General features: G+C 69.9%; 27 protein-coding genes and 1 tRNA gene. 9 read left to right on the top strand and 19 right to left on the bottom strand.

Features of this window, described 5'->3' with window-relative positions; all coding sequences use genetic code 11:
* On the bottom strand, nt 1-1,146 hold the full coding sequence (gene hppD, locus OG841_RS28490) for a 4-hydroxyphenylpyruvate dioxygenase (protein WP_328638922.1): 1,146 nt from the start codon (nt 1,144-1,146) through the stop codon (nt 1-3).
* Between the two features lie 126 nt (nt 1,147-1,272).
* Here hppD and OG841_RS28485 point away from each other — a divergent pair, with 126 nt between their 5' ends.
* The 7 genes from OG841_RS28485 (at nt 1,273) to OG841_RS28455 (ending at nt 6,963) form a co-directional block, all read left to right on the top strand.
* Complete coding sequence (locus OG841_RS28485; RefSeq protein ID WP_057610843.1) at nt 1,273-1,752, top strand: Lrp/AsnC family transcriptional regulator; 480 nt, start codon at nt 1,273-1,275, stop codon at nt 1,750-1,752.
* 22 nt (nt 1,753-1,774) lie between these two features.
* Complete coding sequence (locus OG841_RS28480; protein ID WP_328638923.1) at nt 1,775-2,422, top strand: ABC transporter permease; 648 nt, start codon at nt 1,775-1,777, stop codon at nt 2,420-2,422.
* On the top strand, nt 2,415-3,638 hold the full coding sequence (locus tag OG841_RS28475; protein WP_365120076.1) for a betaine/proline/choline family ABC transporter ATP-binding protein: 1,224 nt from the start codon (nt 2,415-2,417) through the stop codon (nt 3,636-3,638). Before OG841_RS28480 ends, OG841_RS28475 begins: the two co-directional genes overlap by 8 nt.
* A gap of 17 nt (nt 3,639-3,655) precedes the next feature.
* Nucleotides 3,656-4,489 (top strand): ABC transporter permease, encoded by an 834-nt coding sequence (locus OG841_RS28470; RefSeq protein WP_328643550.1) that lies wholly within the window; start codon nt 3,656-3,658, stop codon nt 4,487-4,489.
* Between the two features lie 672 nt (nt 4,490-5,161).
* Nucleotides 5,162-6,118, top strand: coding sequence for a glycine betaine ABC transporter substrate-binding protein (locus OG841_RS28465; RefSeq protein WP_328638925.1), 957 nt, complete (start codon nt 5,162-5,164; stop codon nt 6,116-6,118).
* Nucleotides 6,119-6,192: 74 nt separating this feature from the next.
* Complete coding sequence (locus tag OG841_RS28460) at nt 6,193-6,768, top strand: ArsR/SmtB family transcription factor (protein ID WP_328638926.1); 576 nt, start codon at nt 6,193-6,195, stop codon at nt 6,766-6,768.
* A 12-nt stretch (nt 6,769-6,780) separates the two neighbouring features.
* Nucleotides 6,781-6,963: a hypothetical protein gene (locus OG841_RS28455; RefSeq protein ID WP_328638927.1), complete on the top strand. Its 183-nt coding sequence runs from the start codon at nt 6,781-6,783 to the stop codon at nt 6,961-6,963.
* Here the strand turns inward: OG841_RS28455 and OG841_RS28450 are convergent.
* From OG841_RS28450 to OG841_RS28440, 3 genes are read right to left on the bottom strand one after another with little or no spacing between them, the layout of a single operon-like run.
* Nucleotides 6,960-7,751: a S16 family serine protease gene (locus OG841_RS28450; RefSeq protein WP_328638928.1), complete on the bottom strand. Its 792-nt coding sequence runs from the start codon at nt 7,749-7,751 to the stop codon at nt 6,960-6,962. The two genes, OG841_RS28455 and OG841_RS28450, sit on opposite strands and share 4 nt — an antisense overlap.
* A gap of 42 nt (nt 7,752-7,793) precedes the next feature.
* Complete coding sequence (gene menC / locus OG841_RS28445; RefSeq protein ID WP_328638929.1) at nt 7,794-8,903, bottom strand: o-succinylbenzoate synthase; 1,110 nt, start codon at nt 8,901-8,903, stop codon at nt 7,794-7,796.
* Complete coding sequence (locus OG841_RS28440) at nt 8,900-9,673, bottom strand: chorismate synthase (protein ID WP_328638930.1); 774 nt, start codon at nt 9,671-9,673, stop codon at nt 8,900-8,902. The genes menC and OG841_RS28440 overlap by 4 nt, the downstream gene beginning before the upstream one ends.
* 99 nt (nt 9,674-9,772) lie before the next feature.
* On the opposite strand from OG841_RS28440, the gene OG841_RS28435 reads away from it, so the two are divergent.
* Nucleotides 9,773-11,320 (top strand): PucR family transcriptional regulator, encoded by a 1,548-nt coding sequence (locus tag OG841_RS28435; protein WP_328638931.1) that lies wholly within the window; start codon nt 9,773-9,775, stop codon nt 11,318-11,320.
* 350 nt (nt 11,321-11,670) lie between these two features.
* Here the strand turns inward: OG841_RS28435 and OG841_RS28430 are convergent, their stop codons facing one another.
* The 3 genes from OG841_RS28430 to OG841_RS28420 form a co-directional block, all read right to left on the bottom strand.
* On the bottom strand, nt 11,671-12,312 hold the full coding sequence (locus OG841_RS28430) for an IclR family transcriptional regulator (RefSeq protein ID WP_266528436.1): 642 nt from the start codon (nt 12,310-12,312) through the stop codon (nt 11,671-11,673).
* Between the two features lie 304 nt (nt 12,313-12,616).
* The gene (locus tag OG841_RS28425) at nt 12,617-14,407 is read right to left on the bottom strand and encodes a DEAD/DEAH box helicase (protein WP_328638932.1); all 1,791 of its coding nucleotides are present in this window, start codon (nt 14,405-14,407) and stop codon (nt 12,617-12,619) included.
* Between the two features lie 248 nt (nt 14,408-14,655).
* The gene (locus OG841_RS28420; RefSeq protein WP_371567053.1) at nt 14,656-16,128 is read right to left on the bottom strand and encodes an MFS transporter; all 1,473 of its coding nucleotides are present in this window, start codon (nt 16,126-16,128) and stop codon (nt 14,656-14,658) included.
* A 216-nt stretch (nt 16,129-16,344) separates the two neighbouring features.
* Here OG841_RS28420 and OG841_RS28415 point away from each other — a divergent pair.
* Nucleotides 16,345-16,416, top strand: a tRNA-Cys gene (locus OG841_RS28415).
* A 188-nt stretch (nt 16,417-16,604) separates the two neighbouring features.
* On the opposite strand, the gene OG841_RS28410 is transcribed toward OG841_RS28415, so the two are convergent.
* From OG841_RS28410 to OG841_RS28355, 12 genes are all read right to left on the bottom strand, one after another.
* Nucleotides 16,605-17,084 carry a DUF4760 domain-containing protein gene (locus OG841_RS28410; RefSeq protein ID WP_371567052.1) on the bottom strand — a complete coding sequence of 160 codons (480 nt, stop codon included), beginning with the start codon at nt 17,082-17,084 and terminating at the stop codon, nt 16,605-16,607.
* A 226-nt stretch (nt 17,085-17,310) separates the two neighbouring features.
* Nucleotides 17,311-18,591 carry a tyrosine-type recombinase/integrase gene (locus OG841_RS28405; RefSeq protein ID WP_371567038.1) on the bottom strand — a complete coding sequence of 427 codons (1,281 nt, stop codon included), beginning with the start codon at nt 18,589-18,591 and terminating at the stop codon, nt 17,311-17,313.
* A gap of 85 nt (nt 18,592-18,676) precedes the next feature.
* The gene (locus OG841_RS28400; protein ID WP_371567039.1) at nt 18,677-18,904 is read right to left on the bottom strand and encodes a helix-turn-helix domain-containing protein; all 228 of its coding nucleotides are present in this window, start codon (nt 18,902-18,904) and stop codon (nt 18,677-18,679) included.
* Between the two features lie 337 nt (nt 18,905-19,241).
* On the bottom strand, nt 19,242-20,804 hold the full coding sequence (locus OG841_RS28395; RefSeq protein WP_371567040.1) for a YfjI family protein: 1,563 nt from the start codon (nt 20,802-20,804) through the stop codon (nt 19,242-19,244).
* Nucleotides 20,801-21,121 carry a hypothetical protein gene (locus OG841_RS28390; RefSeq protein WP_371567041.1) on the bottom strand — a complete coding sequence of 107 codons (321 nt, stop codon included), beginning with the start codon at nt 21,119-21,121 and terminating at the stop codon, nt 20,801-20,803. The genes OG841_RS28395 and OG841_RS28390 overlap by 4 nt, the downstream gene beginning before the upstream one ends.
* A complete protein-coding gene (locus OG841_RS28385; RefSeq protein ID WP_371567042.1) occupies nt 21,118-21,996 on the bottom strand; it encodes a bifunctional DNA primase/polymerase in 879 nt (292 codons plus the stop codon). Before OG841_RS28385 ends, OG841_RS28390 begins: the two co-directional genes overlap by 4 nt.
* Nucleotides 21,993-22,751 (bottom strand): DNA methylase, encoded by a 759-nt coding sequence (locus tag OG841_RS28380; protein ID WP_371567043.1) that lies wholly within the window; start codon nt 22,749-22,751, stop codon nt 21,993-21,995. The genes OG841_RS28385 and OG841_RS28380 overlap by 4 nt, the downstream gene beginning before the upstream one ends.
* Nucleotides 22,752-22,843: 92 nt before the next feature.
* Complete coding sequence (locus tag OG841_RS28375; RefSeq protein ID WP_329442600.1) at nt 22,844-23,311, bottom strand: hypothetical protein; 468 nt, start codon at nt 23,309-23,311, stop codon at nt 22,844-22,846.
* Between the two features lie 11 nt (nt 23,312-23,322).
* Nucleotides 23,323-23,802: a hypothetical protein gene (locus tag OG841_RS28370; RefSeq protein WP_371567051.1), complete on the bottom strand. Its 480-nt coding sequence runs from the start codon at nt 23,800-23,802 to the stop codon at nt 23,323-23,325.
* 15 nt (nt 23,803-23,817) lie between these two features.
* Nucleotides 23,818-24,012, bottom strand: coding sequence for a hypothetical protein (locus tag OG841_RS28365; RefSeq protein WP_371567050.1), 195 nt, complete (start codon nt 24,010-24,012; stop codon nt 23,818-23,820).
* A gap of 14 nt (nt 24,013-24,026) precedes the next feature.
* Nucleotides 24,027-24,281: a hypothetical protein gene (locus OG841_RS28360; RefSeq protein WP_371567049.1), complete on the bottom strand. Its 255-nt coding sequence runs from the start codon at nt 24,279-24,281 to the stop codon at nt 24,027-24,029.
* Nucleotides 24,282-24,305: 24 nt separating this feature from the next.
* Nucleotides 24,306-24,557, bottom strand: a complete 252-nt coding sequence (locus OG841_RS28355; RefSeq protein WP_371567048.1) for a hypothetical protein — start codon at nt 24,555-24,557, stop codon at nt 24,306-24,308.
* Nucleotides 24,558-24,632: the final 75 nt, after the last annotated feature.

Genomic DNA, 24,632 nt, shown 5'->3' with positions numbered 1-24,632 from the left:
TCAGAGGTTGCCCCGCTTCTCCTGCTCTCGCTCGATGGCCTCGAACAGGGCCTTGAAGTTGCCCTTTCCGAAGCCCATCGAGCCGTGCCGCTCGATGAGTTCGAAGAACACGGTCGGCTTGTCCTGGACCGGCTTGGTGAAGATCTGCAGCAGATAGCCGTCCTCGTCGCGGTCGGCGAGGATCTTCAACTCCCTGAGCGTGTCGACCGGTACCCGGGTGTCACCGACCCACTCGCCGAGGGTGTCGTAGTAGGAGTCGGGGGTGTCGAGGAACTGGACTCCCGCCGCGCGCATGGTCCGCACGGTCTGCACGATGTCGTTGGTGTTCAGCGCGATGTGCTGGACGCCCGCGCCGCCGTAGAACTCCAGGTACTCGTCGATCTGGGACTTCTTCTTGGCGATGGCGGGCTCGTTGATCGGGAACTTCACCTTGAGCGTGCCGTCGGCCACGACCTTCGACATCAGCGCGCTGTACTCGGTGGCGATGTCGTCGCCCACGAACTCCTTCATGTTCGTGAAGCCCATGACCTTGTTGTAGAAGCCGACCCACTCGTTCATCCGGCCGAGTTCGACGTTGCCGACGCAGTGGTCGACGGCCTGGAAGGTGCGGTGGGCGGGCGGTTCGACGATCGGGGCGGCCGCGGCGAAGCCCGGGAGGTAGGGGCCGTCGTAGCCCGTGCGCTCGACCAGGGTGTGGCGGGTCTCGCCGTAGGTGGCGATCGCGGCGAGGACGACCGTGCCGTGCTCGTCCTTCAGCTCGTACGGCTCGGCGACCGAGCGGGCGCCGTGCTCGAGGGCGTAGGTGTAGGCGCGGCGGGCGTCCGGGACCTCGATGGCGAGGTCGATCACGCCGTCGCCGTGCTCGGCCACGTGCTGGGCGAGGAAGTGGCCCCAGGGGGTGGCGGGCTTGATGACCGAGGTGAACACGAAACGGGCGGAGCCGTTCTCCAGCACGTACGAGGCGGTCTCGCGGCTGCCGTTCTCCGGTCCGGAGTAGGCCACGAGCCGCATGCCGAAGGCGGTCGAGTAGTAGTGCGCGGCCTGCTTGGCGTTGCCGACGGCGAAGACGACCGCGTCCATTCCCTTGACCGGGAAGGGGTCGGCCTGCCGGGCGGTGTCGGGAGTGTGGTGTGTGGTCTGCGTCATGTGCGAAGCCTGGCTCCGGTCGGCAAGGTGCGCAATAGTTCGCGTATTCACTGGGCAATATGTTCAGTGATACGGCCGCTCGGGCGGCCTTTCTGTACAGGATGACCACTGGTCCGGGAGGCCTGGGTGGGGATCGACGAGCTGGACGGGCGGATCATCGTGCTCCTCGCGCGCGAGCCGCGGATCGGGGTGCTGGAGATGTCCCGGCGGCTGGGGGTGGCCCGGGGCACCGTGCAGGCGCGGCTCGACCGGCTTCAGTCGAACGGAGTCATCCGGGGATTCGGTCCGCAGGTCGATCCGGCGGCGCTCGGCTACCCGGTGACCGCGTTCGCCACGCTCCAGATCCGGCAGGGGCAAGGGGCCGACGTACGGGCGCATTTGGCCACCGTTCCGGAGGTCCTGGAGCTGCACACCACCACCGGCAGCGGGGACATGCTGTGCCGCCTCGTGGCCCGGTCCAACGCCGATCTCCAACGTGTGATCGACCGGGTTGTCGGTTTCGATGGGATCGTCCGGGCCGCCACCGCGATCGTCATGGAGAACCCGGTTCCGCTGCGGATCATCCCGCTGGTGGAGCAGGCGGCGGAGGACTCGGCGAGGACCTGACCGCGACCGTGGGGTGAGCCGTGTGAGCTTCTGGGAGTACCTCGGCAACCGCCACCAGCAGCTGCTCACGGACGCCTACCAGCACGCGAGCGTCGTCTTCCAGTGCATGGTCGTGGCGACGGTGCTCGGGGTGCTGATCGGGGTCGTCACCTATCGGAGCGAGTGGGGCGGCAACCTCGCCACCACGGCCACCTCGATGTTTCTGACCATCCCCTCGCTCGCCATGATCGGTCTGCTCATCCCGGCCGTGGGCCTGGGCGTACCGCCCACGGTGATCGCCCTGACGCTCTACGGGCTGCTGCCGATCGTGCGCAACGCGATCGTCGGGCTGCGCGGGGTCGATCCCTCGCTGGTGGACGCGGCCAGGGGCATCGGGATGTCCCGGGTGATGCGGCTGGTGCGGGTCGAGCTGCCGCTCGCCTGGCCGCCGGTCCTGACCGGGATCCGGGTCTCGACCCAGATGCTGATGGGCATCGCCGCGATCGCCGCCTACGCCTCCGGACCCGGCCTGGGCAACGAGATCTTCCGCGGCATCGCCTCTCTGGGCAGCAAGAACGCGCTCAACCAGGTGCTCGCCGGCACGCTCGGGATCATCGTCCTCGCCCTGCTGTTCGATGCCGCGTACGTCCTCATCGGACGGCTGACCATTCCGAGGGGGATCCGTGCCTGAGACGTCCGGCACCTCAGGTGCGTCCATCGAGCTGGAGAACCTGACCAAGAGGTATCCCGGCACTCCGCGGCCCGCCGTCGACAACGTCACCATGGAGATCAAGGCCGGCGAGCTCGTCGTCTTCGTCGGTCCGTCCGGATGCGGCAAGTCGACGACACTCAAGATGATCAACAGGTTGATCGAGCCGACCGGTGGACGCATCCGGATCAACGGTGAGGACGTGACCGGCATCGATCCGGTCAAGCTGCGCCGCAAGGTGGGCTATGCGATCCAGTCGGCCGGGCTCTTCCCGCACATGACGGTCGCGCAGAACATCGCGCTCGTGCCGAAGATGATCGGCTGGGGAAAGGGCCGGATCAAGGACCGCGTGGAGGAGCTGCTCGACCTCGTCGGGCTCGACCCCGGGGAGTTCCAGGGCCGCTATCCACGCGGGCTCTCCGGCGGCCAGCAGCAGCGGGTGGGGGTGGCGAGGGCGTTGGCGGCCGATCCTCCCGTCCTGCTGATGGACGAGCCGTTCGGTGCGGTCGACCCGATCACCCGCGACCATCTCCAGGACGAGCTGATCAGGCTCCAGCACGAGCTGCACAAGACGATCGTCTTCGTGACCCATGACTTCGACGAGGCGATCAAGCTCGGTGACCGGATCGCCGTGCTGCGCGAACGGTCCCACATCGCCCAGTTCGACACCCCCGAGGCCATCCTGACCAACCCGGCGGACGATTTCGTGTCCGGTTTCGTCGGAGCCGGGGCAGCGCTGAAGCGGCTGAACCTCACCCGCGTACGGGAGGTGGAGATCACCGAGTATCCGACGGTGACCGTCGACGACCCCCTCCAGGAGATCTTCAACAAGCTCCGGGGCAGCGGCACGAACGAGATCCTGCTGCTCGACAGGCGCGGACGGCCGTACAAGTGGCTCCGGCGCGGCGACATGATGCGCGCCCAGGGGTCGCTGGCCCGGGCCGGGACGCTGGTGAGCGACACGGTGACCAAGGACGCGACGCTGCGGGACGCGCTGGAGGCCGTGCTGACCGACAACGCGGGACGGGTCGCGGTGACCGGGCGGCGCGGTGAGTACACGGGTGTCGTCGACATGGAGACGCTCATGAACTCCGTGCACGATCTTCTGGAGGCCGACCGGCTGGAGGCGAGGGAGCACCAGCACGCGCTGGAGGAGATCCGGGCCACCCAGACGCACGCCGAGCAGGAGGGAGCGTGACGAGCCCCGAGTTGGAGATGCCGGAGACGGTCGAGGCGGAGGAGGCCGTGGAACCGGAAGTGACGGTCGAACCGGAGGAGACCGAGGCCCCTCCCCCGCCGTTGCCGCCCACCAGGCGGGTGACCTGGCAGAAGCTGACCTTTCTGCCCGCGTTCCTGATCGCCGTCCTGCTCGCGACCTGGCTGTGGTTCGCGCAGGCCGACCTGGACCCGATCTCCGAGAACGCGCTGTCGAACGGGCAGGTGTCCAAGGCCCTGTGGCAGCAGGTGGAGCTGACGGTGATCTCGACGTTCTTCGTGCTGATCATCGCGATCCCGCTGGGGATCGTGCTGACCCGCAGAACCTTCCGGAAGGCGAGCCCGGTGGCCATGGCGCTCGCCAACATGGGCCAGGCGACCCCGGCGATCGGTCTGCTGGCCCTGCTGGTGATCTGGCTGGGCACGGGCATGAAGGCGGCCCTGATCGGCATGGTCGCCTACGCCGTCCTGCCGGTCCTGTCGAACACGATCGCGGGCCTGAAGGCGAACGACCCGACCCTGCTGGAGGCGGCACGGGGCATCGGGATGTCGCCCATGGGGGTGCTGTCACGCGTCGAACTCCCGCTGGCCGTCCCGCTGATCCTCGCGGGCGTCCGCACGGCCCTGGTCCTCAACGTCGGTACGGCGACCCTCGCGACCTTCGGCGGGGGCGGCGGGCTGGGCGTCCTGATCACGACCGGCATCACCAACCAGCGGATGCCCGTGCTGATGCTCGGCTCGATCCTCACGGTGACCCTGGCCCTGCTGGTCGACTGGCTGGCCTCCTTGGCCGAACTGCTGCTCAGGCCACGGGGGCTGGAGGCAGGGACGTGAGACGAACCTGCCTGCCGACGGCCGGGGCCCTTGACGTGGGCGGGCGCTCCCCCACAGCCCGGCTCGATGCCGGCGAGACGGCGTCCGACGCCGGCCGGGGCCCTGGTCCTGCCCTCCTCCCGCACACCGACCAGCAACTCCGGCCCACCTCACCAACCGAACCACTGCCCCGCCCCCAGAGGCCGGAGACCGACACATGAGGCGGACATGCCTGACGCTGGCCGGGGTCCTGGTTCTGCTGTCCGGCTGCGGGCGGCTCCCCGATGGCCGACGACGTCAACCCCAGCTCGATGCCGGCCCACCGGACCACCCCACCGGCCGAACCGCTACCCCGACCCCAGAGGCCGGAGACCGACACATGAGGCGGACATGCCTGACGCTGGCCGGGGTCCTGGTTCTGCTGTCCGGCTGCGGGCGGCTCCCCGATGGCCGACGACGTCAACCCCAGCTCGATGCCGGCCCACCGGACCACCCCACCGGCCGAACCGCTACCCCGACCCCAGGGCCCGGAGACCGACGCATGAGGCGGACATGCCTGACGCCGGCCGGAACCCTGACCCCGCCCCCCTCCCGCACACCGACCCGCAACTCCCCCACACCCACAGACGTGAGGCCGAGCTCGATGCCGGACCACCGGCCACTGCCCCGACCCCAGAGGCCGGAGACCGACACATGAGGCGGACATGCCTGACGCTGGCCGGGGTCCTGGTTCTGCTGTCCGGCTGCGGGCTGACCAGTGGCTCGCCCATGGTCGACGACGTGAAGCCGGGTTCGATCGGGCGGGGTGAGCCGCTCAAAGGGGCGGTTCTGACGGTCACGTCGAAGGAGTTCACCGAGCAGCTGATCCTCGGCGCGATCATGGGGATCGCGTTCCAGGCGGCCGGGGCGGATGTGCTCGACCGCACGGGGATCCAGGGGTCGGTCGGGGCGCGGGAGGCGGTCAAGTCCGGGGACGCGGACGGGATGTACGAGTACACGGGCACCGCGTGGATCACGTACCAGGGCAACGGTGAACCGATCGCCGATCCGCAGAAGCAGTGGGTGGCGGTACGGAGGGCCGACCTGGGGAACGGGCTGACGTGGCTGCCGAAGGCACCCCTGAACAACACCTACGCCCTCGCCATGAACCAGGCCGGCTTCAAAAAGTACGGCACGAGGACGCTCTCCGACGTGGCCGCGCTGGCGAAGAAGGACTCCGGTGCGGTGACGCTGTGCGTGGAGGGCGAGTTCGCCAACCGCGCGGACGGGCTGCCGGGCATGGAGAAGGCGTACGGGATGAGCATCCCGGCGAAGAACATCACCCAGATGGATACCGGGATCATCTACACCCAGGTGGCGAAGGGCAGTTGCCGGTACGGGGAGGTCTTCACCACCGACGGGCGCATCACGTCCATGAACCTGGTGGTGATGCGGGACGACCGGACGTTCTTCCCCAACTACAACGCGGCTCCCGTGATCAACTCCAAGGCCCTGAAGAGGTGGCCGGCCATCGCCGAGGTCCTGAACCCGGTCACGAAGAGGCTGGACAACACGGTGGCGCGGGAGTTGAACGCGAAGGTTGATGTCGCCGGGGAGGATCCGCATCAGGTGGCGCTGGACTGGATGAAGGCACAGGGCTTCGTGAAGTAGGGGCAGGCCGTCGCAAGGACGCGGTTACAAAGAACCTGTTGCAAAGGGCTCTTTGCAAAGCTATCTTTGTACGCATGCCGGAAGAGCCCAACGTACGGAAACTCGACGCCCGTTCACTGCGCGGGCTGGCCCATCCCCTGCGGATGGAACTGCTCAACGCCCTGCGCCGGCGCGGTCCCGCCACCGCGTCGATGCTCGCCGAGCGGCTGGGCGAGTCCAGCGGAGCCACCAGCTACCACCTGCGACAGCTCGCCGAGTACGGCTTCATCGCGGATGCCCCGGAGCACGGCAAGGGGCGGGAGCGGTGGTGGAAGGCCGTGGACGAGGGACTGACCTTCGACACCACCGAGTTCGAGGGGGCGGGCCCGGAACTCCGCGGGATGGCCGAGATCTTCCTGCACGAGGTGGCCGCGACCCACGCTCGCGAGTTGTCCCACTGGCTCCACACCCGCGAGCGCTGGTCCCAGGACTGGATCCGCTCCACCGACATGAGCGACGCGACGCTCCAGCTCACCCCCGAACTGGGCGCCGAGCTCGTGACCAAGATGCACGCCCTGATCAACGACTACCGCGGCCGGGTCACCGACGAGGACCCCGGCTCGGAGCAAGTACGCATCCACACGCACCTGTTCCCGACCGAGACGGACTGAAAGGGCCCCGCCATGCACTCCGAGACCCACCTCGCCCTGCACCACCTCCGCGCCGCCGACCTCCGCGCCGAGGCCGACGCCCACCGCCTGGCCGCGCAGGCCAAGCGGCCGTACGCCATCAGGACCCGGCTCGGCTGGACCCTGGTGGAGGTCGGCCTCCGGCTGGCCTCGCCCAGGCCGGCCCTCGCGCACTAGCAGGCGGGGACGGACCCCTTACCCGACTCCAGTGCGGTCAGCGCACTCACCGCCCCCTTCAGGGACGTCACCGGGATCAGCCGCAGCCCCTTCGGCAGCTCCGCCTTCGCGTCGGAGCACTCCTCCTCGGGGACCAGGAACACCGTCGCCCCGTCCCGCTTCGCGGCCTGCGTCTTCAGCGCCACGCCGCCCACCGCGCCGACCGTCCCGTCCGCGTCGATCGTTCCCGTCCCGGCAATGGTGCGGCCGCCCGTGAGGTCGCCCCCGACGCCGTCACCGTTCAGCTTGTCGATGATCCCCAGGGTGAACAGCAGCCCCGCGCTCGGGCCGCCGACGTCCGCGAGCTTCAGCGTGACCTTGACCTTGTCGTCGCGGAGCTTCAGGTAGTTCAGCGCCGCCTCGGTCGCCGCGTCCTGGGACTCCTTCATCTGCGCGGTGTTGTGCTTCTCGATCTCCTCGACGCTCTGCCCGCTCGGGTAGACCGCGTCGTGGGGCATGACCGCCCGGTCGGTGCGGAACCAGCTGTCGAAGAGGTCACCGAGCGCGACATGGGTGTCGGGCCCGGTCGCCTCGATGGTCGTCATCCGCAGCTGCCCGCTCGTCGTACGCGTCTTCGCCCCGGAGATCGTGATCACCTCCGCGCCCTTGTTCTCGCCGAGGACGTTCGCCGTCATCCCGGGCTGCGCCAGTGCGAACGGCAGCGGCGCGAAGAGGGCCGTGGCGACCAGTGCCACGACGGGCAGGGCGCAGACGGCGACGGCCTGGGGGCGCGTGAGGCGAGAGAGCACGGGATCAATCTAACGCGGCGGTCACTTCCGGCCACGAGCCGGTCAGCCCCCGTACAGGTCCCGCCTCGCGCGCGTGAAGCGCCGTAGGACGTCGGGCAGCGGTTCGACGCCGATGCCGGGCGTCCGAGGAACCGGCAGGTGGCCGTCCACCAGGACGAACGGCTCGGTGATGTCCTCCGCGAAGTAGCGGGCCGAGGCCGAGGTGTCGCCGGGGAGCGTGAAGCCGGGCAGGGCGGCCAGGGCGAGGTTCGGGGCGCGGCCGATTCCCGTCTCCAGCATGCCGCCGCACCACACCGGCACGCCGTGCGCGCGGGCCACGTCGTGGATGCGGCGGGCCTCCAGATAGCCGCCCACGCGCGCGGGCTTGATGTTCACGACCCGGCACGCGTCCATCGCGATCGCGGAAGCGGTGTCCCGGGCGTTGTGCAGGGACTCGTCGAGGCAGACGGGGGTGGCGATACGGCTCTGGAGGCGCGCGTGGCCGTACAGGTTGTTCTCGTCCAGGGGCTCCTCGATCAGCAGCAGCCCGAACTCGTCGAGCCGCCGCAGGTGTTCCGCGTCCGCGAGGGTGTACGCCGTGTTGGCGTCGACCTGGAGGGGCAGTGCGGCGCCGAAGCGCTCGCGCACGGCCCGTACCGGTTCGACGTCCCAGCCCGGTTCGATCTTCAGCTTGATCCGGACGTAGCCCTCGGCGAGATACCGCTCGACGTCGTCCAGCAGCTCCGGAACGGAGTCCTTGATCCCCACCGACACCCCCGCGGGCACCCGCTCGCGCACTGCGCCGAGATACACCGCCAGCGGCATGCCGTACGACCGCAGCTCCGCGTCGAGGACGGCCGTCTCCAGGGCCGCCTTCGCCAGCTCGTGCCCCTTGATCCCGCTGACGGCGGGCCCCACCAGCGCTGCCGTGAGCGTGGGCAGCGCCGCCACCCTCGGCACCAGGAAGTCCCGCAGCACGAGCTCCGCGCCCGCCACGAACTCCGAGCAGTACCGCGGCTGCGGGTCGGCGGCGAACTCCGACCAGCCCTCGGCGGTGTCCGTGACGACGTGCAGCAGGAAGGTGTCCTTCGTCGTCATCGTGCCGAAGGAGGTGCGGAAGGGGCTGACGAGCGGGATCGCCACATGGACGACCTCGACGCGTTCGAGTTTCATACGGTGCCTTCCTCGTCGTTCTCGCGGGTGAGCGTGTACCAGCCGTCGCGGGACATCCCGGTCGCCCGGAACCCCTGCCCGAAGGCCTCCGTGAACACCTCGCGCACGGCCCGCCGCCAGCGCAGCGCGAGCGCCGGGTCGGCGGCCCGCAGCTTGACGACGTCGTCCGGGACCCGGCACCAGACGTGCAGGTCGGCGAGGTCGCGGCGGGCGAGGGTTGCTCCGTCGGGGGCACGGCGGGTGGCGGGTGCGGCCTCGCGCTCCCCCGGGTCGTACGGCTGTCCCGGCGCCACCAGATCCCATGTCACCGTCAGCCGGTCGCTCTCGTCGCCGTTGTTCACGCCGTCCCTCATGGGGCCGTAGAAGTCGACGACGTACTCGGTGCCCACCGCGCCCAGCTTGGCCAGGTTGAAGCGGGCGTTGCGGGCGACCAGCGGGTCGAAGGTCCAGCGCATGGTGCGGGCGCCCAGGCCGAGTGCCCAGTCCCGCTGCGCCCGCTTCACCAGCTGGCCGAGCCCGGGTTCAGCGGCAGCGACCAGGGAGTACACCTCCCGCGAGCGCGGCGGCCCGAACACGGCGACACAGGCCCCGGCGAGGCGCTCACCGTCGTGGGCCGCGTGCACCGCGCCGCCGGCGTGGACCAGGCTGTGCAGCACTTCGGCCGGATAGGGCGCGCTCGTGCGCGGGGTCCGCCACACCTCGCCGAAGTACGCGCTGACGGCATCGAGGCCGGCGACGTCGTGGACGGTACGGATGCTCACTCCGGTCATGTGTCGAGTCTCCGGCCCGGGCGGCCGCCCCGGGTTGTGCGGTCCCACAATGTGTACGTACGTTTCTTTGCGGATCGGCCAAACCATCTGGGGGCACCCATGGACGCCTGCACGCTCGGGGACCTCCTGGACGCCATCGGAAGGACGTCCGTACGCCTGCACACCGCACCCGCCGGACTCGCCGTCCCGGTCACGGAGGTGCTCCTCCACGACGCCCACGCGCCGCTCCCCCAGGTGCCGGGCGCGCTGCTGCTGGCGGTCGGGGTACGAGCGGCCGCGGCCGGACCGCTGGTGAGGGCGGCCGCGGAAGCCGGGATGACCGGCCTGGTGGTGCGCGGTCCGGACGGGCCGACGGCCGAGGCGCAGACGTACGGCGTGGCACTGCTGTCCGTCGCCGAGGACACGGCCTGGCACCAGGCACACCTGCTGCTGGCCTCGGCGATCGGCGCGCGGCCGGTCCCGGCCACGGGCGGCCACGGCGACCTCTTCGCGCTCGCCGACGCCATCGCGGCGGCGACCGGCGGGGCGACGGCCGTGGAGGATCCCCGGCAGCGGATCCTCGCCTACTCCACGGTCCCCGGCCAGCCGGTCGACGAGGACCGCCGCCAGGGCATCCTGGGCCTGCGGGTACCGGCAGACGTGGAGAACACCGAGCAGTACCGGATGCTGTTCGCGGCCGACGGCCCGCTGCGGCTGCCCGCGCTGCGGGACAGCGCCCTGCCGCGCCTCGCGGTCGCCGTCCGGGCCGGCGGGGAGACCCTCGGCTCGGTGTGGGTCGTCGACGACGGCACGCTCGCGGCGGACGCGGAGGGGACGCTCGTCCAGGGGGCGTCGACGGCGGCACTGCTGCTCCTGCGGGCGCGGGCGGCACAGGAGCTGGCCCGGCACCAGAACAGCGATCTGCTGCGGCGGGTGCTGGAGGGGACGGCGGACGCGGCAACGTCCTCCGTGGGGCTGGGAGTCGAGGGCCCGGTACGGGTGGCCGCCTTCGTCCTGGACGCGGTCGGCCTTCCGGACGCCGGGCAGACCGGGCCACGGCTGCTGGACGTCGTACGGCTGCAGTGCGCGGCGCGGTACGGGCGGCATGCGTGTGTGCTGCTCGACGGCGTGGTGTACGCCCTGTTGCCGGCGCCCGGGGCTCGCCACCGGCGGCTGGCGGAGGACATCGTCGCGCGGGCGGGGCAGTCGCTGAGGGTGCCGGTGCGTGCGGGGCTGGGTGAGGTGGTGGCGGGGCTCGGGGAGGTGGCCGGGTCACGGGCGGACGCCGATCTCGTGCTGCGGGTGCTCGGGCCCTCGCTGCCGGTGGCGACGATCGACGAGGTGCGGCCGCGGGTGACGCTGCTGCGGCTCGCCGACGTACTCGGTGAAAAGCGGGAGTTGACCGCGGGATCCTGGCGTCGGGTGCTGTCGTACGACTCCGAGCACGGGACGGACTACGCCCGCACGCTGCTCTGCTGGTTCGACACGGGGTGCGACATGACGGAGGCGGCAAGGCTGCTGGCCGTGCACCCGAACACGTGCCGCTACCGACTGAAGCAGGTACGGAAGCAGGTCGGAATCGACCTGGACGATCCCGACGAACGCCTCGTCCTGTGGCTGCAGTTGAGAGTGCTGGCGGGGCTGGGGCCGGCGACGGCTGCCGGTTGAGCAGGTGGGCATGCCGGGGGGCGGCGGCTGCCGGTTCAACACGTGGGCATGTCGGCCCGCCGCGGCCGCCGGTTTCCACACGTGGACCTGTCGGCCGGCGGCGACCGCACCCACCCAGGGGCGCAGGGCTGTATCGATCTGCGGCCACCGCCGCGCGGGCGCGAACCGTCCCCACCGGACCCGCGGCCGATGGCGAAGCCACACCGCTCAGCGCAACGCCTCCGCGACCTCCCGCGCCGCGTCCGCCACCTACGGCCCCAGGAGCGCAGGGCTGTATCGATCTGCGGCCACCGCCGCGCGGGCGCGAACCGCCCCCACCGGACCCCCGGCCGACGGCGAAGCCACACCGCTCAGCGCAACGCCTCCGCGACCTCCCGCGCCGCGTCCACCACCCGCGGTCCCACCCGCTCCGGCACCGCGTCGGCCAGCATCACGACCCCCACACTGCCCTCGACCCCGGTGACCCCGAGCAAGGGAGCGGCCGCCCCACTGGCCCCGGCCTCCAGCTCGCCGTGCGTCAGCATGTACCCCGGCTCCCCGAACCCCTGCTGCCGAGCGGCGAGAATCGCCCGCCCCGCGGCCCCGCGGTCCAGCGGATGCCGGAACCCCGCCCGATACGCCACGTGATAGTCCGTCCACGTGGGCTCCACGACGGCCACGGCCAGCGCATCGGTTCCGTCCACCAAGGTCAGGTGTGCCGTCGCCCCGATGTCCTCCGCGAGCGAGCGCAGCGCGGGCAGTGCGGCCTCCCGTACCAGCGGGTGCACCTGCCGTCCGAGCCGCAGTACCCCCAGCCCCACCCGGGCACGCCCGCCCAGATCACGCCGGACGAGGGCGTGCTGCTCCAGCGTGGCCAGCAACCGGTACACCACGGTCCGGTTCACACCCAGTTTGTTGGAAAGCTCGGTGACGGTGAGCCCGTGGTCCGTGTCGGCCAGGAGCTTGAGGACACGCAGTCCCCGGTCAAGCGTCTGAGAGGTCTCCGCGGTCACGACGCCCACTCCTCCAAGTGGTGAGGTCGGCGGGCCCCTCACGGCGGTGCGTCACCGAGTCCCGTCGGTGACGCGCTTCAGAGGCCGCCGATCGGACGGCGGCCCGGTCTGTTTCCGGACCGCGTCGCTTCACGGCTGCGCTCCGCGGCGGCGCTGCCACGGGGCGTGTGCGTAGCGGGACAGTAGCGAAGCGGGTTCGCTCAGCGGAAGCCTCCGTCCAGAATCCGGGCAGCAGTCGGTACGGACCACTCCGTTTGTCCGGATACGTACGGTCCCGCGACGCGAGGCGGCAGGCGCCCCCGCGTCACCTCATCCGGGTGGCCCACTCCTGCACCTTGGCGATCCGCTGTCGCAGCTGCCCGGCCGTGGCCTCGGCACTCGGTGGCCCCCCGCACACCCGGCGCAGCTCGGTGTGGATCACCCCGTGCGGCTTGCCGCTCTGGTGGACGTAGGCACTCACCATCGTGTTGAGCTGCTTGCGCAGCTCCATCATCTCCTTGTGCGAGACGACGGGCCGCCGCTCGGCGGGCAGCTCGAGGAGATCCGCCTCGGTGTCCGGCTTCTTGCGGCTGTGCGCGATCTGCCGGGCCTGCCGCTTCTGGAGCAGCAGCTGCACCTGGTCCGGCTCCAGGAGCCCGGGAATCCCGAGGTAGTCCTGCTCCTCCTCGCTCCCCGGGTGCGCCTGCATACCGAACTCGGCACCGTCGTAGAGGACGCGGTCGAAGACGGCCTCGGACTCCAGCGCCTCGAAGGCGAACTGTTCCTGCTCGCCGGTGTCCTCGTCCTCCTCCTTGTTCGCCTCCTCCATCTCCTTCTCGGACTCGGCGTAGGGGTCCTCCTCGCCCTCCTTCTTCGGCTTGTCGAGGGCGTGGTCCCGTTCCACCTCCATCTCGTTGGCGAAGGTCAGGAGGTCGGGGACGGTCGGCAGGAAGACGGAGGCGGTCTCACCGCGCCGCCGGGACCGTACGAAACGGCCGACGGCCTGGGCGAAGAAGAGCGGCGTGGAGATGGTGGTGGCGTAGACGCCCACGGCCAGCCGGGGCACGTCGACGCCCTCGGACACCATGCGGACGGCGACCATCCACCGGTCGTTGCTGGCACTGAAGTCGTCGATCCGCTTGGACGCGCCGGCGTCGTCGGACAGCACGAGGGTCGCCTTGTTGCCCGTGATCTCGCGGATCAGCTTGGCGTACGCGCGCGCGGAGTCCTGGTCGGAGGCGATGACGAGGGCTCCGGCGTCCGGGATGCCCTTCCTGACCTCGGTCAGCCGCTGGTCGGCGGCGCGCAGGACGCTCGGCATCCACTCACCGCGCGGATCCAGGGCCGTACGCCAGGCCTGGCTGATCGCATCCTTGGTCATGGGTTCGCCGAGCCGGGCGGCGATCTCGTCGCCCGCCTTGGTCCGCCAGCGCATGTTGCCGCTGTAGGAGAGGAAGATGACGGGCCGCACGACATGGTCGGCCAGCGCGTTCCCGTACCCGTAGGTGTAGTCGGCGGCCGACCGTCGGATGCCGTCGTTTCCCTCCTCGTACGCCACGAAGGGAATGGGGTTGGTGTCGGACCGGAAGGGCGTACCGGTGAGCGCGAGCCGGCGGGTGGCGGGCTCGAAGGCCTCCAGGCACGCCTCGCCCCACGACTTGGAGTCACCGGCGTGGTGGATCTCGTCGAGGATGACGAGGGTCTTGCGCTGCTCGACCCGGTTGCGATGGAGCATGGGCCGTACGCCCACCCCCGCATAGGTGACGGCGACGCCGTGGTAGTCCTTGCCGAGCGGTCCGGCGCTGTACTCGGGATCGAGCTTGATCCCTATCCGCGCCGCCGCCTCGGCCCACTGCTTCTTCAGATGCTCGGTCGGCGCGACGACCGTCACCTGCTGCACGACATGGTGGTGCAGCAGCCAGGAGGCGAGGGTGAGGGCGAACGTCGTCTTGCCCGCGCCCGGGGTCGCGACGGCCAGGAAGTCACGCGGCTGCTCCTGGACGTACTTGTCCAACGCCCCTTGCTGCCAGGCGCGCAGCTTGCTGGCGGTACCCCAGGGGGCCCGGCCGGGAAAGGCGGGGGAAAGGTGGTGGGAGGAGGCGGCGGTGGTAGTCACGGTCTCCGTCGGGTCGAATGGGAGGTGCCGCGCGAAGCGCGTCAAGCGGGGTGGTGGGCGACGGGCGGGCGGCTCGGCGGTGTCTTCGGCTGTGTATGACGACCGGGTCACCTTACCGGCGGGCCGATGCCGTCAACGCGCGGACGGGGCCGGGGCGGCCGTGGGTGGGACCGAGGTCACAGTCGACCCGTCCAGCACGAACTGCTCAGCCTCGTCGACGTCGACGTTCGCGTCCAGCGGGTGACCGTTCATGTGCGGGGAGAGCCAGGTCGCGTTGTGGCGTGCAGTCGGGTCGTCACCCACGCCCCCACCAACGCCACCCCCGCCATCGGCAGGAACACCACGGCGAACGCGGCCGGATGGGAGCCGGATGCCTCCGTCGCCGTATGGCTCACCGTGCCGCCGCCCAGCGCCGCGAAGGCCGCACCCCCCGCCGCCAGCAGGACGGCGTTGGAGAGGCCGTCGGAGATCTGGAGGGAGGCGGAGTTGGTGCCGGCCTCGTCGGGGGCGGAGAGATGCAGCAGAAGCACACTGGTCGAGGAGATCACCAGCCCCATCCCGAAGCAGCCGAAACCCCAGGCGACGGCGACGGTCCAGACGGGCACGGAGTGGATCAGCACACTCGGCGCGGCGGCGATCGCGGCCGCGACCAGAACCATCCCCCCGGTCATCAGCCGTTCCCGGTACGGCTCCACCCGCGCCCGCGACTGCACCCACGACCCCAGCGCCCACGTACCGCCGCCCGCCGCGAGCGAGAACCCGGCCAGCGTCGGCGACAGCCCCCGCTGGGTGACCAGCATCAACGGCACGAAGGACTCGGCGGCGACGAAGGACCCCGCGGCGACCCCGCGCAACAGCACGACGGAGGGCAGCCCGCGTGCCGCCCGGTACGTCCCGCGCGGAAGCAGCCCGAGCACGGCCGGCACGAGCAGCGCGACGCCCGCGAGGCCGGGGAGCAGGGAGAGGGGACGCAGATCCTGGGCGGCGTACTGGAGGAGCCCGGCGCCGAGGGAGATCCCGAGGGCGAGCCGGATGCGGCGACGGTCGAAGGCGGCCTCTCCATGGTCGTCGTCGACCGGCCCGGACGCCCGCCGCCGAATCTGCGGCAGGGCGAACACCAGCGGAAAGACCACCAGGACCGGAATCCCGACGAACACCCACCGCCACCCGAGGTGCTCGGTCACGGCCCCGGCCGCGAGCGGCCCCACGATCGAGGGCACGACCCAGCCTGCCGCGAACGCCGCCATGATCGCGGGCCGCAGCCGCTCCGGGTAGGCCCGCCCGACGACGACATACAGCGCCACGATGACCAGACCGCCCCCGAACCCCTGCACGGCCCGTCCGAGAATGAACTGCCACATCGCGCCGGCCGTCCCGGACAGCAACAACCCGGCACCGAAGCCGGCGATCCCGCCGGCCAACGCCCCGAGGGGCCCCCGCCGATCCGCCCACTGCCCGGCCAGCACCATCCCGAACAGGCTGGTGGTGAAGTACCCGGAGAACGCGAACGCGTAGAGCGCGACCCCGTCCAACTCCCGCGCGGCAACCGGCATCGCGGTCCCGACAGCGGTGGCCTCGAACGCGATGAGCAGCACGACGGACACGATGCCGATACTCAGCGCCCGGTACGAACGCCCCAGCACCCCCTCCTCCACCTCGTTGACGGACAGGACCTCAGGGTCGTCGGCGACATCGGTGTCACGCGGTTCCAGGACTGCCATGCCCGCCAGAGTAAGGTCCACAGCCCCCTTTGACCCCTGTCAAAAGCTCCACGTGAACCTGCGACCTTGGTCGTACGACCACCGGGGGCCGAGGCCCGTTCATGAACGGCGCATGGCAGTCCCGTTGCAGCACCCAGGAATCCCTTGAGTCTCCCCTCACCCTCGCCATACGGTCATTCCACCGAGTTCGGCAGGAGCACCTCGCTCCACCGACCCGGCCGTGTGCCCGAGTGGTTCAGGGACTCGCCTGCAAAGCGAGTTACGCGGGTTCGATTCCCGCCACGGCCTCAAGTGCTTGACCAGGCAAAACGAAAGGGCGGCACCCACAAGGGGGTGCCGCCCTTTCGGTGGCCCGTCTCAGTTTCCGTCTCATTCCGACCCAGCAGCTCACCCGTCGCTCTCAGCTCTCAGCTCTCAGCAGCTGCTAGTCGCCCCCTTCGCCCACCAGCTCGCCGGACCCGCAACAGGCCAGCTCCCTACGGACCCGTAAAGCGCTCGGCATCTGCGGCGAAACTTTCCAGCACGGAAAGCAGATGATCATCCACCAAAGGCGATTCGCGCTCCTTAATCACATAAGGCTCAATGGCGCGCCACATCATTACCACCCGACCTCGCACCATGCCCATTACAACCTCCTCACTAAGGACCTCTAGCGCATAAAGTTTCGCAATGGTCTGAAAGAAATATAAGACACTGTAGACAATTTCCTTCACCTCTATTGGCAACCCACTCAGCCCAAGTTCCGGAGAATGCTCCTCCCGTAGCCTGACGCAAACAAAATTATACTTCTCATGGAACTCTACTTTTCTGAACTCACTCAAGAGGTCAAGAAGGGCAGGTATATAGTTAGCATGCCGCGCAATCGCCAGCTGTCGCATCCCGAAGATCACGGAAATGGCTACCGCGCAGATCGAGATGAAAAGAGCCACAAGGTTCAGCAGCAGACTCCTGTCCATCAGTGAATGATAGAGGTGATTTCAACAAACGGAAAGACCTTCCGAGAGAGCGACCACAATCGACGTCAAGAACAGATGTAAATCTGTGACGACAGTCGCCGGGAAGGAAACGGCGAGCATCAGATAGGCTGACGTGACAGCGAATGGTCAAAGTGGAAATAGTTAATTCTGAAACTGGAGTAACAAGCTAGGGCGGCCCCTTGCGAGACCACCCTTTCGCGACTATCTAATCATTCTCCACGGGCACCCCGGCCGACCCATCGGCATCGCTCGGCCCGTCTCCATCCACCTTCCAGATCAGACCATCCACTTGCCTCGCGATGTCAGTCCGCACCGCGTCGACCATGTGCTGATACCGGGCGGCCATGGCGGTTGTCGACCATCCCATAAGGCCCATCACGGCGCGCTCGGGTACCCCGAGGATGAGCAGCACGGTGGCAGCAGTGTGGCGTGCGTCGTGCAAACGCGCGTCACGAACCTTCGCCTCTGCCAGAAGTGCCTTCCACTCAGACCAGTCCCGGCGATGGGACGGGCTACGGCCGTACTCATCCGGGAAGACCAGGCCGTTCTCCTCCCAGCGTTTCCCGGCCGCCTCCCTCTCCGCTTCCTGCGCCTTGAGGTGTGCACGGAGTAGGTCAACGAGCTGTTCGGGGAGACCGACCGCGCGGCGGCCGGCGCGCGACTTGGTAACGGTCAACTCCGGGTTGGTCCGTCGCTTCTGCGGGCAGTACCCCGCGGCCTTGCGTCCGCAGGGCTCGGCGCACCCGTGGGCGTATTGCGGCCGGTGGCGGCTACGGCGGACTACGAGGAATCCATCGTCAAGGTCCACGTCCACCCACTGCAAGCCCAGCACCTCCCCTTGACGCAGACCGAGCGCGAGGGCGACGGCCCACCGTGCGGAGTTGCGGTGCCGGTCAGCGGCCTTCAACAGCCGCTGTACCTCTTGGACGGTGTAGGGCTCTACCTCGTGATCCCCCGTCTTCGGCGCTTTGGCCAACAGCACCGGGTTCTTGCCGAGATGCCCCCGCCGTACAGCCTCGTTGAGCGCAGTGCGAAAGGTCCGGTGCACCTGGTGAGCGGTCGCGGGCTTGCTGCCGTTGGCCTGCATCTTGGCGTAGAACACCTCGATGTGCTCGGGCTTCAGCCTGTCGAGACGGTGAGCGCCCAAGCCGGGAATGAGGTGCTTCCGGACGGCCACGCCGTACCCGACCATCGTGTTGTCGTTGACGGCGAGGGGCGCGACGTTCTCAATCCAGTGGGTCAGCCAAGCCTTGACCGTCCATGCCTTACCGGGCTTCCGCACGGTCTTGGCGTCTCGCTGCTTCTCCAACTCGGCTACGGCGGCCGTCACTTCGGCGCGGGTCTTGCGTTCGACGTGACGGCGGTCCGGCGTGCCGTCGTCGCGGACGCCGACGGTGACGCGGCCGTGCCATTTGCCGTCCTTTCCGAAGTAGATCGAGCTTCGGCCGTTCGGCTGTCGCGTGCGCTTCTTCTTGTCCTCTGCCACAGGCAGGCTCCTGTTTCTTGCGTGTCGGGATGGAGACCGGGGCGGCGGGCTGTCCTGTCCGGGAGTGCCGCCGCCCCGGGCGTCGTCAAGCGGCGCGTTGGGTGGTGCGGAGACGGGTCGCGTAGGCGACCGGCGCGTCGACCGGGACCCTGCGGAGTCCACCGACCATGACGGACTCCAGTTCTCCGGTGCGGATGAGCCCATAGCACGTGGTCCGGCCGATGCGGAGTCGGCGGGCGGCCTCTTTGACGGTGAGGAAAACGAGGGTCGGGTCGTCGTCGGCGGGGATGTCGGGGGTGTCGTGTTCGTCCACGGCTCACTCCTGTGAGGCTGGTTCAGGAACAGGTGCCGCCGCACAAACCGCAAAATCCGCAGAAAACCCGGGAAGGGAGGCTGACCTGCGGTTATGCGGTGTGCGGGCAGGGACGGACGGTGCCCCGCAAAAATCCGCGATATTCCGCAAAAATCAGGGGCGCCCAGTGACCGGCCCCTTCGGGTGGGGCGGTGCTCGGTTTTTTGCGGAATATCGCGGGATTGTGCGGCGGGCTCCCGGCCGGGATGAGCCAGGGGTCCCGCCGCAGGTCAGCGGGGTGTCCGGGGGTTATTGCGGATTTTGCGGTTTGTGCGGGAGGGGTTGGGGCGAGGCCGGGTCACCGGCCGCCGTGGCGCAGGGCGGGGTGGGCCTGTAGGCGGGGTGCCGGGGGACGTCCGCGCTTGCCGGTGCGCTCGGGCTGGTAGGACCGCAGGTATCCGTGGTCTTCCAGGAGCGCGAGGGCGGGTTCGAGGTCGGCGATGGTGGGGACCTCGCTGCGGGACAGGACGCTGAAGACGTCCCGTCGGCTGACGTCCTCCCACTGGTTGTCCCTCAGCGCGTCCAGCACGCTGCGGGCGCGGGACAGGACCAGATCGGCGCCCATGGCGTCGAAGACGGCGAGGGCGTGGGCGGTGTAGTACTCCCCCAGCTCGATTGCCGCGTTCATGGTGGCCTCGGTGACCGGGTGGGCGTAGCCGTTGCCGCCGTGTTCGGCGAGGTGCAACAACGCGGCCATGCGGGCGATCGCTCCGACGAGTTTCCCGGCCCAGTCGTTGATGTGGCCCAGTGTCCCGCCGCGTTCCTTGAGCCGCGGTTCGACTCGTTGCTGATACACGATCAGGGCCGCGTCCGCCTCGGGGGTGAGTTGGATGACGGCCGGGTCGGTCCAGTCCGCGAGCGACAGGGTGAGGTCGATGACCCTCGCGGCGTAGGTGGCGGCGGTCTGCTCGGGGACCGGGTCGGTGATGACCTTCCGCTCGCCGACCGTCGACACCGGCAGCGAGTACAGGAAGCGGCCCAACAGTCCGCGCCCCTTCCCGCCCTTGATCTTCCCCATGTCGACGAGCACATCGGGTTGAACGGCCAGTCCCATGGTCAGAGCGGGAGCGTCCACGTACTCACGGCGGGTCTGCCGGTTCACCCGCAGGCGGCCCCCGGCATGGCCTTTGAGGAAGACCTCCATGTTGGGACTGCCCGAGTAGCGACCGGCGATGATGTCGAAGATTCCGCCCTCATCGCTCATCACCGACAGCCGGCCGCCCTGTTCCGCGATCAGCGAGGTGACCGTCTCGGGTGTGCAGTCGTCGGCGAGCAGGAGGGGTTCGGCCGGCACGGTGAGCGTGTCGGCGGTCTGCGCGAGTCCGATGGCGGTCTTCACCATCTCGTCGCGCTTGTCGCCGTCGGCGGACGCGGCCTTGGTGGTGGCCTTGTCCGCCGCCTCCTTGGCCAGCCTCGCCGTCAGCTCCGCCTCGACGATGACCGGCTTCATCGCCGCCTTGAGCTGCTTCTCCGCCTCATACAGCGGGTCGGTCAGCAGGGAGAAGACAGCGGACTTGCGGTTGCCGGGTGGAAGCGCCACCACGGTGTAGAGGTTGGTGGGCTCGCGCCAGTTGCCGCGCACATGAACCACCGACCGGCCACCGGCCGCCGTGGCGAGCACGGCGAGGGCGACCGACCCTCCGAGGTCCACCGGTGTCTGCGTCTCCTCGGCGACGGCCGTCACGAACTCCCCCAACCAGGCAGGGAAGACGTGAGCGGGGAACGGCGGACGTTCGCGGCGGCCGGTGAGGGGAATGGGGTCCTCCCACACGTCCGGTGCCGTGTCGTCCTCGCCGGGCGGGTCTTGCAGGGTGGGCAGTCCGGCCCATAGGTCGGAGCTGTCCACAGGCTGTGGAGTCATGAGACGGCCCTCCCTTCGGTGGTGGTGTGGGGGCAGATGCCGGCGATGACGCGGGCGGTCAGCCGGGCGACGGCGGCACGGCCCCGGGCGCGTTCGTGCTGCCCGCAGGCACAGAGCCAGTCCGCGACGGGGACGCCCTCGCACTGGATCTGAAGACCCGGAGTGATGCCGGTGACGGTGACCGTCTGCGGGTCCAGGCCAACGGCAGAAAGGACGCCCTTGCGGGCGGCGACCTTCGGCAGGCCCACCATCAGCCGTGGCGGGCCATGTACGGCGCCCTGAGGGCCTTTCGTGGCGGTTCGGGATGCTTTGTTCATGCCGCGCGCTCCCCGGCCGCCTCAAGGCCGTTGGTGACCGCGCGGCGCGCGTAGCCCTCAGGGACACCGACGGATACGGCGGCGGTCACGATCTCCTCGCCGATCGCCGCGAGGCCGCATGGTCCGGGGCAGTCAGTGTGTTGGGCGGCGAGGAACCGGGCGACGCCGAACGCCTGGGAGCCTGCGCCGGATTCGGTGCGGGCCCTCACGAGTGCGAGGCCGCGTTCCAGACCGGTGCGGACGTAGCGCTCGGTGTGGCGGCACCCGGTGGCCACCTGCCGCGACCACGGGGCGAGGGTGCGAGGAGAAGATGCCACCCCGCGCCGGCCGGGGGTGGTCTCTTCCTTCACGACCAGGGCGCGGACGGTGGACGGTAGGGCCACCATGCGACCGGCGCCGGGTCCGAGCCAACGTGCGTACTGAGTCAGGGACTTGATGTCGACGCCCGGCCGGACCGCGTTCGCGGACGGCATGGCGCCCTGGTAGAGCCAGTGCTCGCCGCGCGTGGTCGGCACGGTCCGGGTGGCGGGCAGGGTTGCGCGGGCCCATGCGACGGCCGTCGCGTTGTCGAGGTCGACGACGGTCAGTCCGGCCCCTCCGGGGTGGTAGGCGATGGCCACCGCCGCCCGCCACGCCCGCACCCATGCAGGCGAGGTGAGGACGTGCGGGTCGGTGGTCGCAGCCCCCCACGCGTGGCACGGCGCGGGGCACCGGCAGGGTCCCGCCGCCTTCATGTTGGGCCGGCCACCGCACGTGTTCCCCCTGCACGTCCGGCAGTTGCCGAATGGGACCTTGCCCGCTCGCAGGGGCAGGATCGGGAGGCCGGCCGCCGCGAGGGCGAGGGCAACCCGCAGGACTTCAGGTGTCGCGTTCATGCCGCCGCCCCCAGTGTCGCCGTGGCGGCGAGGTGGGCGCGGCCGATGAACTCGGTGTAGGCGGGCGGGATCGCCTCCGTCAGTTCCTCGCGCACGTCGGTCCACGTGATGCCCATGGCGGCCTGGAGTTCCGCCACGGACGGCTTGCCGCCGCCGTTGCCGTACGCGGCCACATAGGGGCCGTCGTAGAAGCGGCCGTGCCGGTAGCCGCGCACGCGGCCCCGGTGCGGGGCGTGCGCCGGCTGCACGGTGGTCCAGCCACCCAACTCGAAGTTGCGGTGACGGATGACCCCGAGACCGAACATCTCACCGCACAGCGTCAGGTCCTTGCGGATCTTCGCGCGGCCGTTGGGCTGTTCCATCACGTACGGCAGACCGGTTGCGTCAAGGAGGTCGCGGACGGGGGCGACCAGGTCGACGTGCGTGCGGCCCCATCCCTGGGAGGCGTTGGTGCCCACGGTCAGCGCGCATCCGTGCTGGCACGGCGGGGAGGCGTGGACGAACGCGTACCGGTGGATCTCACCGGAGGCGATCAGGGCGGCGAGGTAGGTCAGAGCGTCGCCGTGGTGGTAGGGGAAGGGGTAGTTGGGGCGGTCGGCGATGTCACAGCCGTCCACCGCGAACCCGGCCCGGTGGTAGCCGATGGCGGCACCGCCAGCGCACGAGAACAAATCCAGCAGGCGCGGCCGGGGCACGCGCCCCGATCGGGTGGCAGGGTCCGAAGGGCCCTCGCCGAATGTGCGCGGTTGGGTCATGCTGTAGGTCTCCTGTTCTGCTACGTCGGGATTTGGAGACCGTGGGCGGCGGGCTGTCCTTGTCCGGGAGTGACCGCCGCCCACGGGCGTAGCTACTGGTCGTTGGTGAGTGAGCGGGCGTACTGCTGGCGGACGTAGGCGCGCGGATCGCAGATCACGCCCGGCTGGTCCATGTCGAGCAGGTGCAGCGCCGCCGCGAGAGCCGTCTCGCCGTCGTCGTCGTGGAAGCCGTCGCTCTCACCCAGGAGTGCAATGCGGTCCAGCAGAGCGGCCTTGCGCAGGTAGAACTCCCGACCCAGCTCGGTGAAGCACACGGCTTCAGCCAGGAAGCGTGCCGTCCAGCCGATCTCACTGTTGATGCTCGGGGCGGTCGCGTACGCCTGTTCCGGGGTGGGCCAGTCCTGCGGGGCGGGGCGGTGGTCGGCGGTGAGGTAGAGGCGGGTGCGCTTGCCGTCCCGGGTCGGGTACGTGCGCACGTCACCCGCCATGAACGCGGTCGTGAGCGCGGTGGTGACGCGGTCGGTGTCGTCGGGGTCGCAGATGGCGCGGATCTCGAACACGAAGGCTCCTGTCAGCCGTAGAACTTGTTCCGCTTGATGACGGCCTTGCGGATGTTGACCGTCGTCCCGCCGCCACGGCCGCTCGCGCTGAAGACCTGCACGGCGACCCAGCCGCCGAAGATGACGGCGGCGAGGATGATGAGCTGGTGAATGAGCGCGGCGAGCGCGGCAATGAAGGTGGTCAGCAGCACGAGTCCGCCGCACACGGTCGCGAAGCCCATGCCCCCGAGGGCGATGTTCACCGCCGCCCTGGAGACGGCCGGCTTGGTCGCGACCTGTTCGGGCTTGGCGGGTTCGAGGGTGTAGCCGGTGACGACCCGGCCGTCGGGCAGCACGATGCTCGTCACGGCCGGGATGGTGCCCGGCTGCACAGGCACGAGCGGCGCGGCGTGCGGTATCGGTGCGAGGGGCGTGGGGTGGTGAACCTCCACGGCCGCCGCGTCCCGCACGGCCGGCCGGTGCCAGTCGTGGGGCGTGGTGGGTTCGTTCATCTCCTGCTCTCCCTTCTAGCGGCCGATGTCGGCGAGGGCGCCGGTGACGGCGGTGACGAGCTGGTTGACGGTGTCGCTCGCGTCGGTGGCGGCGAGGTAGAAGCCGAACAGCGCGGCGACGACGGCCGCCCCGGCGCCGAGCGCGCGGAAGCGCAGCAACGCGGCGAGCGCGGCGGCGAGGAGCAGCACGAGCGGGATGGTGACGACCATCAGTCCTCCGGGGGTCAGCGGTGGGTGCAGGTGGGATAGGCGGAGCCGCGGAAGCAGTGCCGGTATTCGTCGCGGGTGACGCGGAAGTCCTGGCGGCGGCCGTCGGTGGGGGTGACGGTGAGCTGGTAGTGCCAGCCGTCGGCCTTGCGGTAGGTGGCACTGCGGTCGGTGACGGTCCCGGACGGGCCGGGGGCGTAGTCGGGGCTGCACGCGGTCAGGGCCAGGACGGCGGTGATGGTCGCGGCGACGGCCGCGAGGGTCTTGCGCATGGCGGGGCTCCTTCGACCGGTCGTTCAGCGGGTGCCGGCGCGGTAGGTGCGCGCGGCGCGGTTGTAGATCCAGCGGCCGACGCGTATGCGCTTGCCGGTCGCGTCGCAGCGTCGGCAGTCACGGCCGCGCTTGGTGCGGCCCTTGCGGTCGGTCTTGAAGTCGTGGCCCATGCCGTGGCACTTGCGGCAGTCGCCGAACGGGCTCAGCCAGCACTTGACGCCGTAACCGAGCGTGATGGCGAGTAGGCAGGCGAAAGCAAGGAGGGGAAGGCTCATCACTGGCCTCTCAGGCAGGTTTTCGGGGGTTTCCGCAGGTGGGCCGCTATCTGCTAGCGGCCTGATCAGGGGCGG

Source organism: Streptomyces canus (genome assembly GCF_041435015.1).
Classification (GTDB): Bacteria; Actinomycetota; Actinomycetes; order Streptomycetales; family Streptomycetaceae; genus Streptomyces; species Streptomyces canus_G.
The sequence above is the reverse complement of the archived record's forward strand: the minus strand, read 5'-3'. Positions and strand labels throughout refer to the sequence as shown.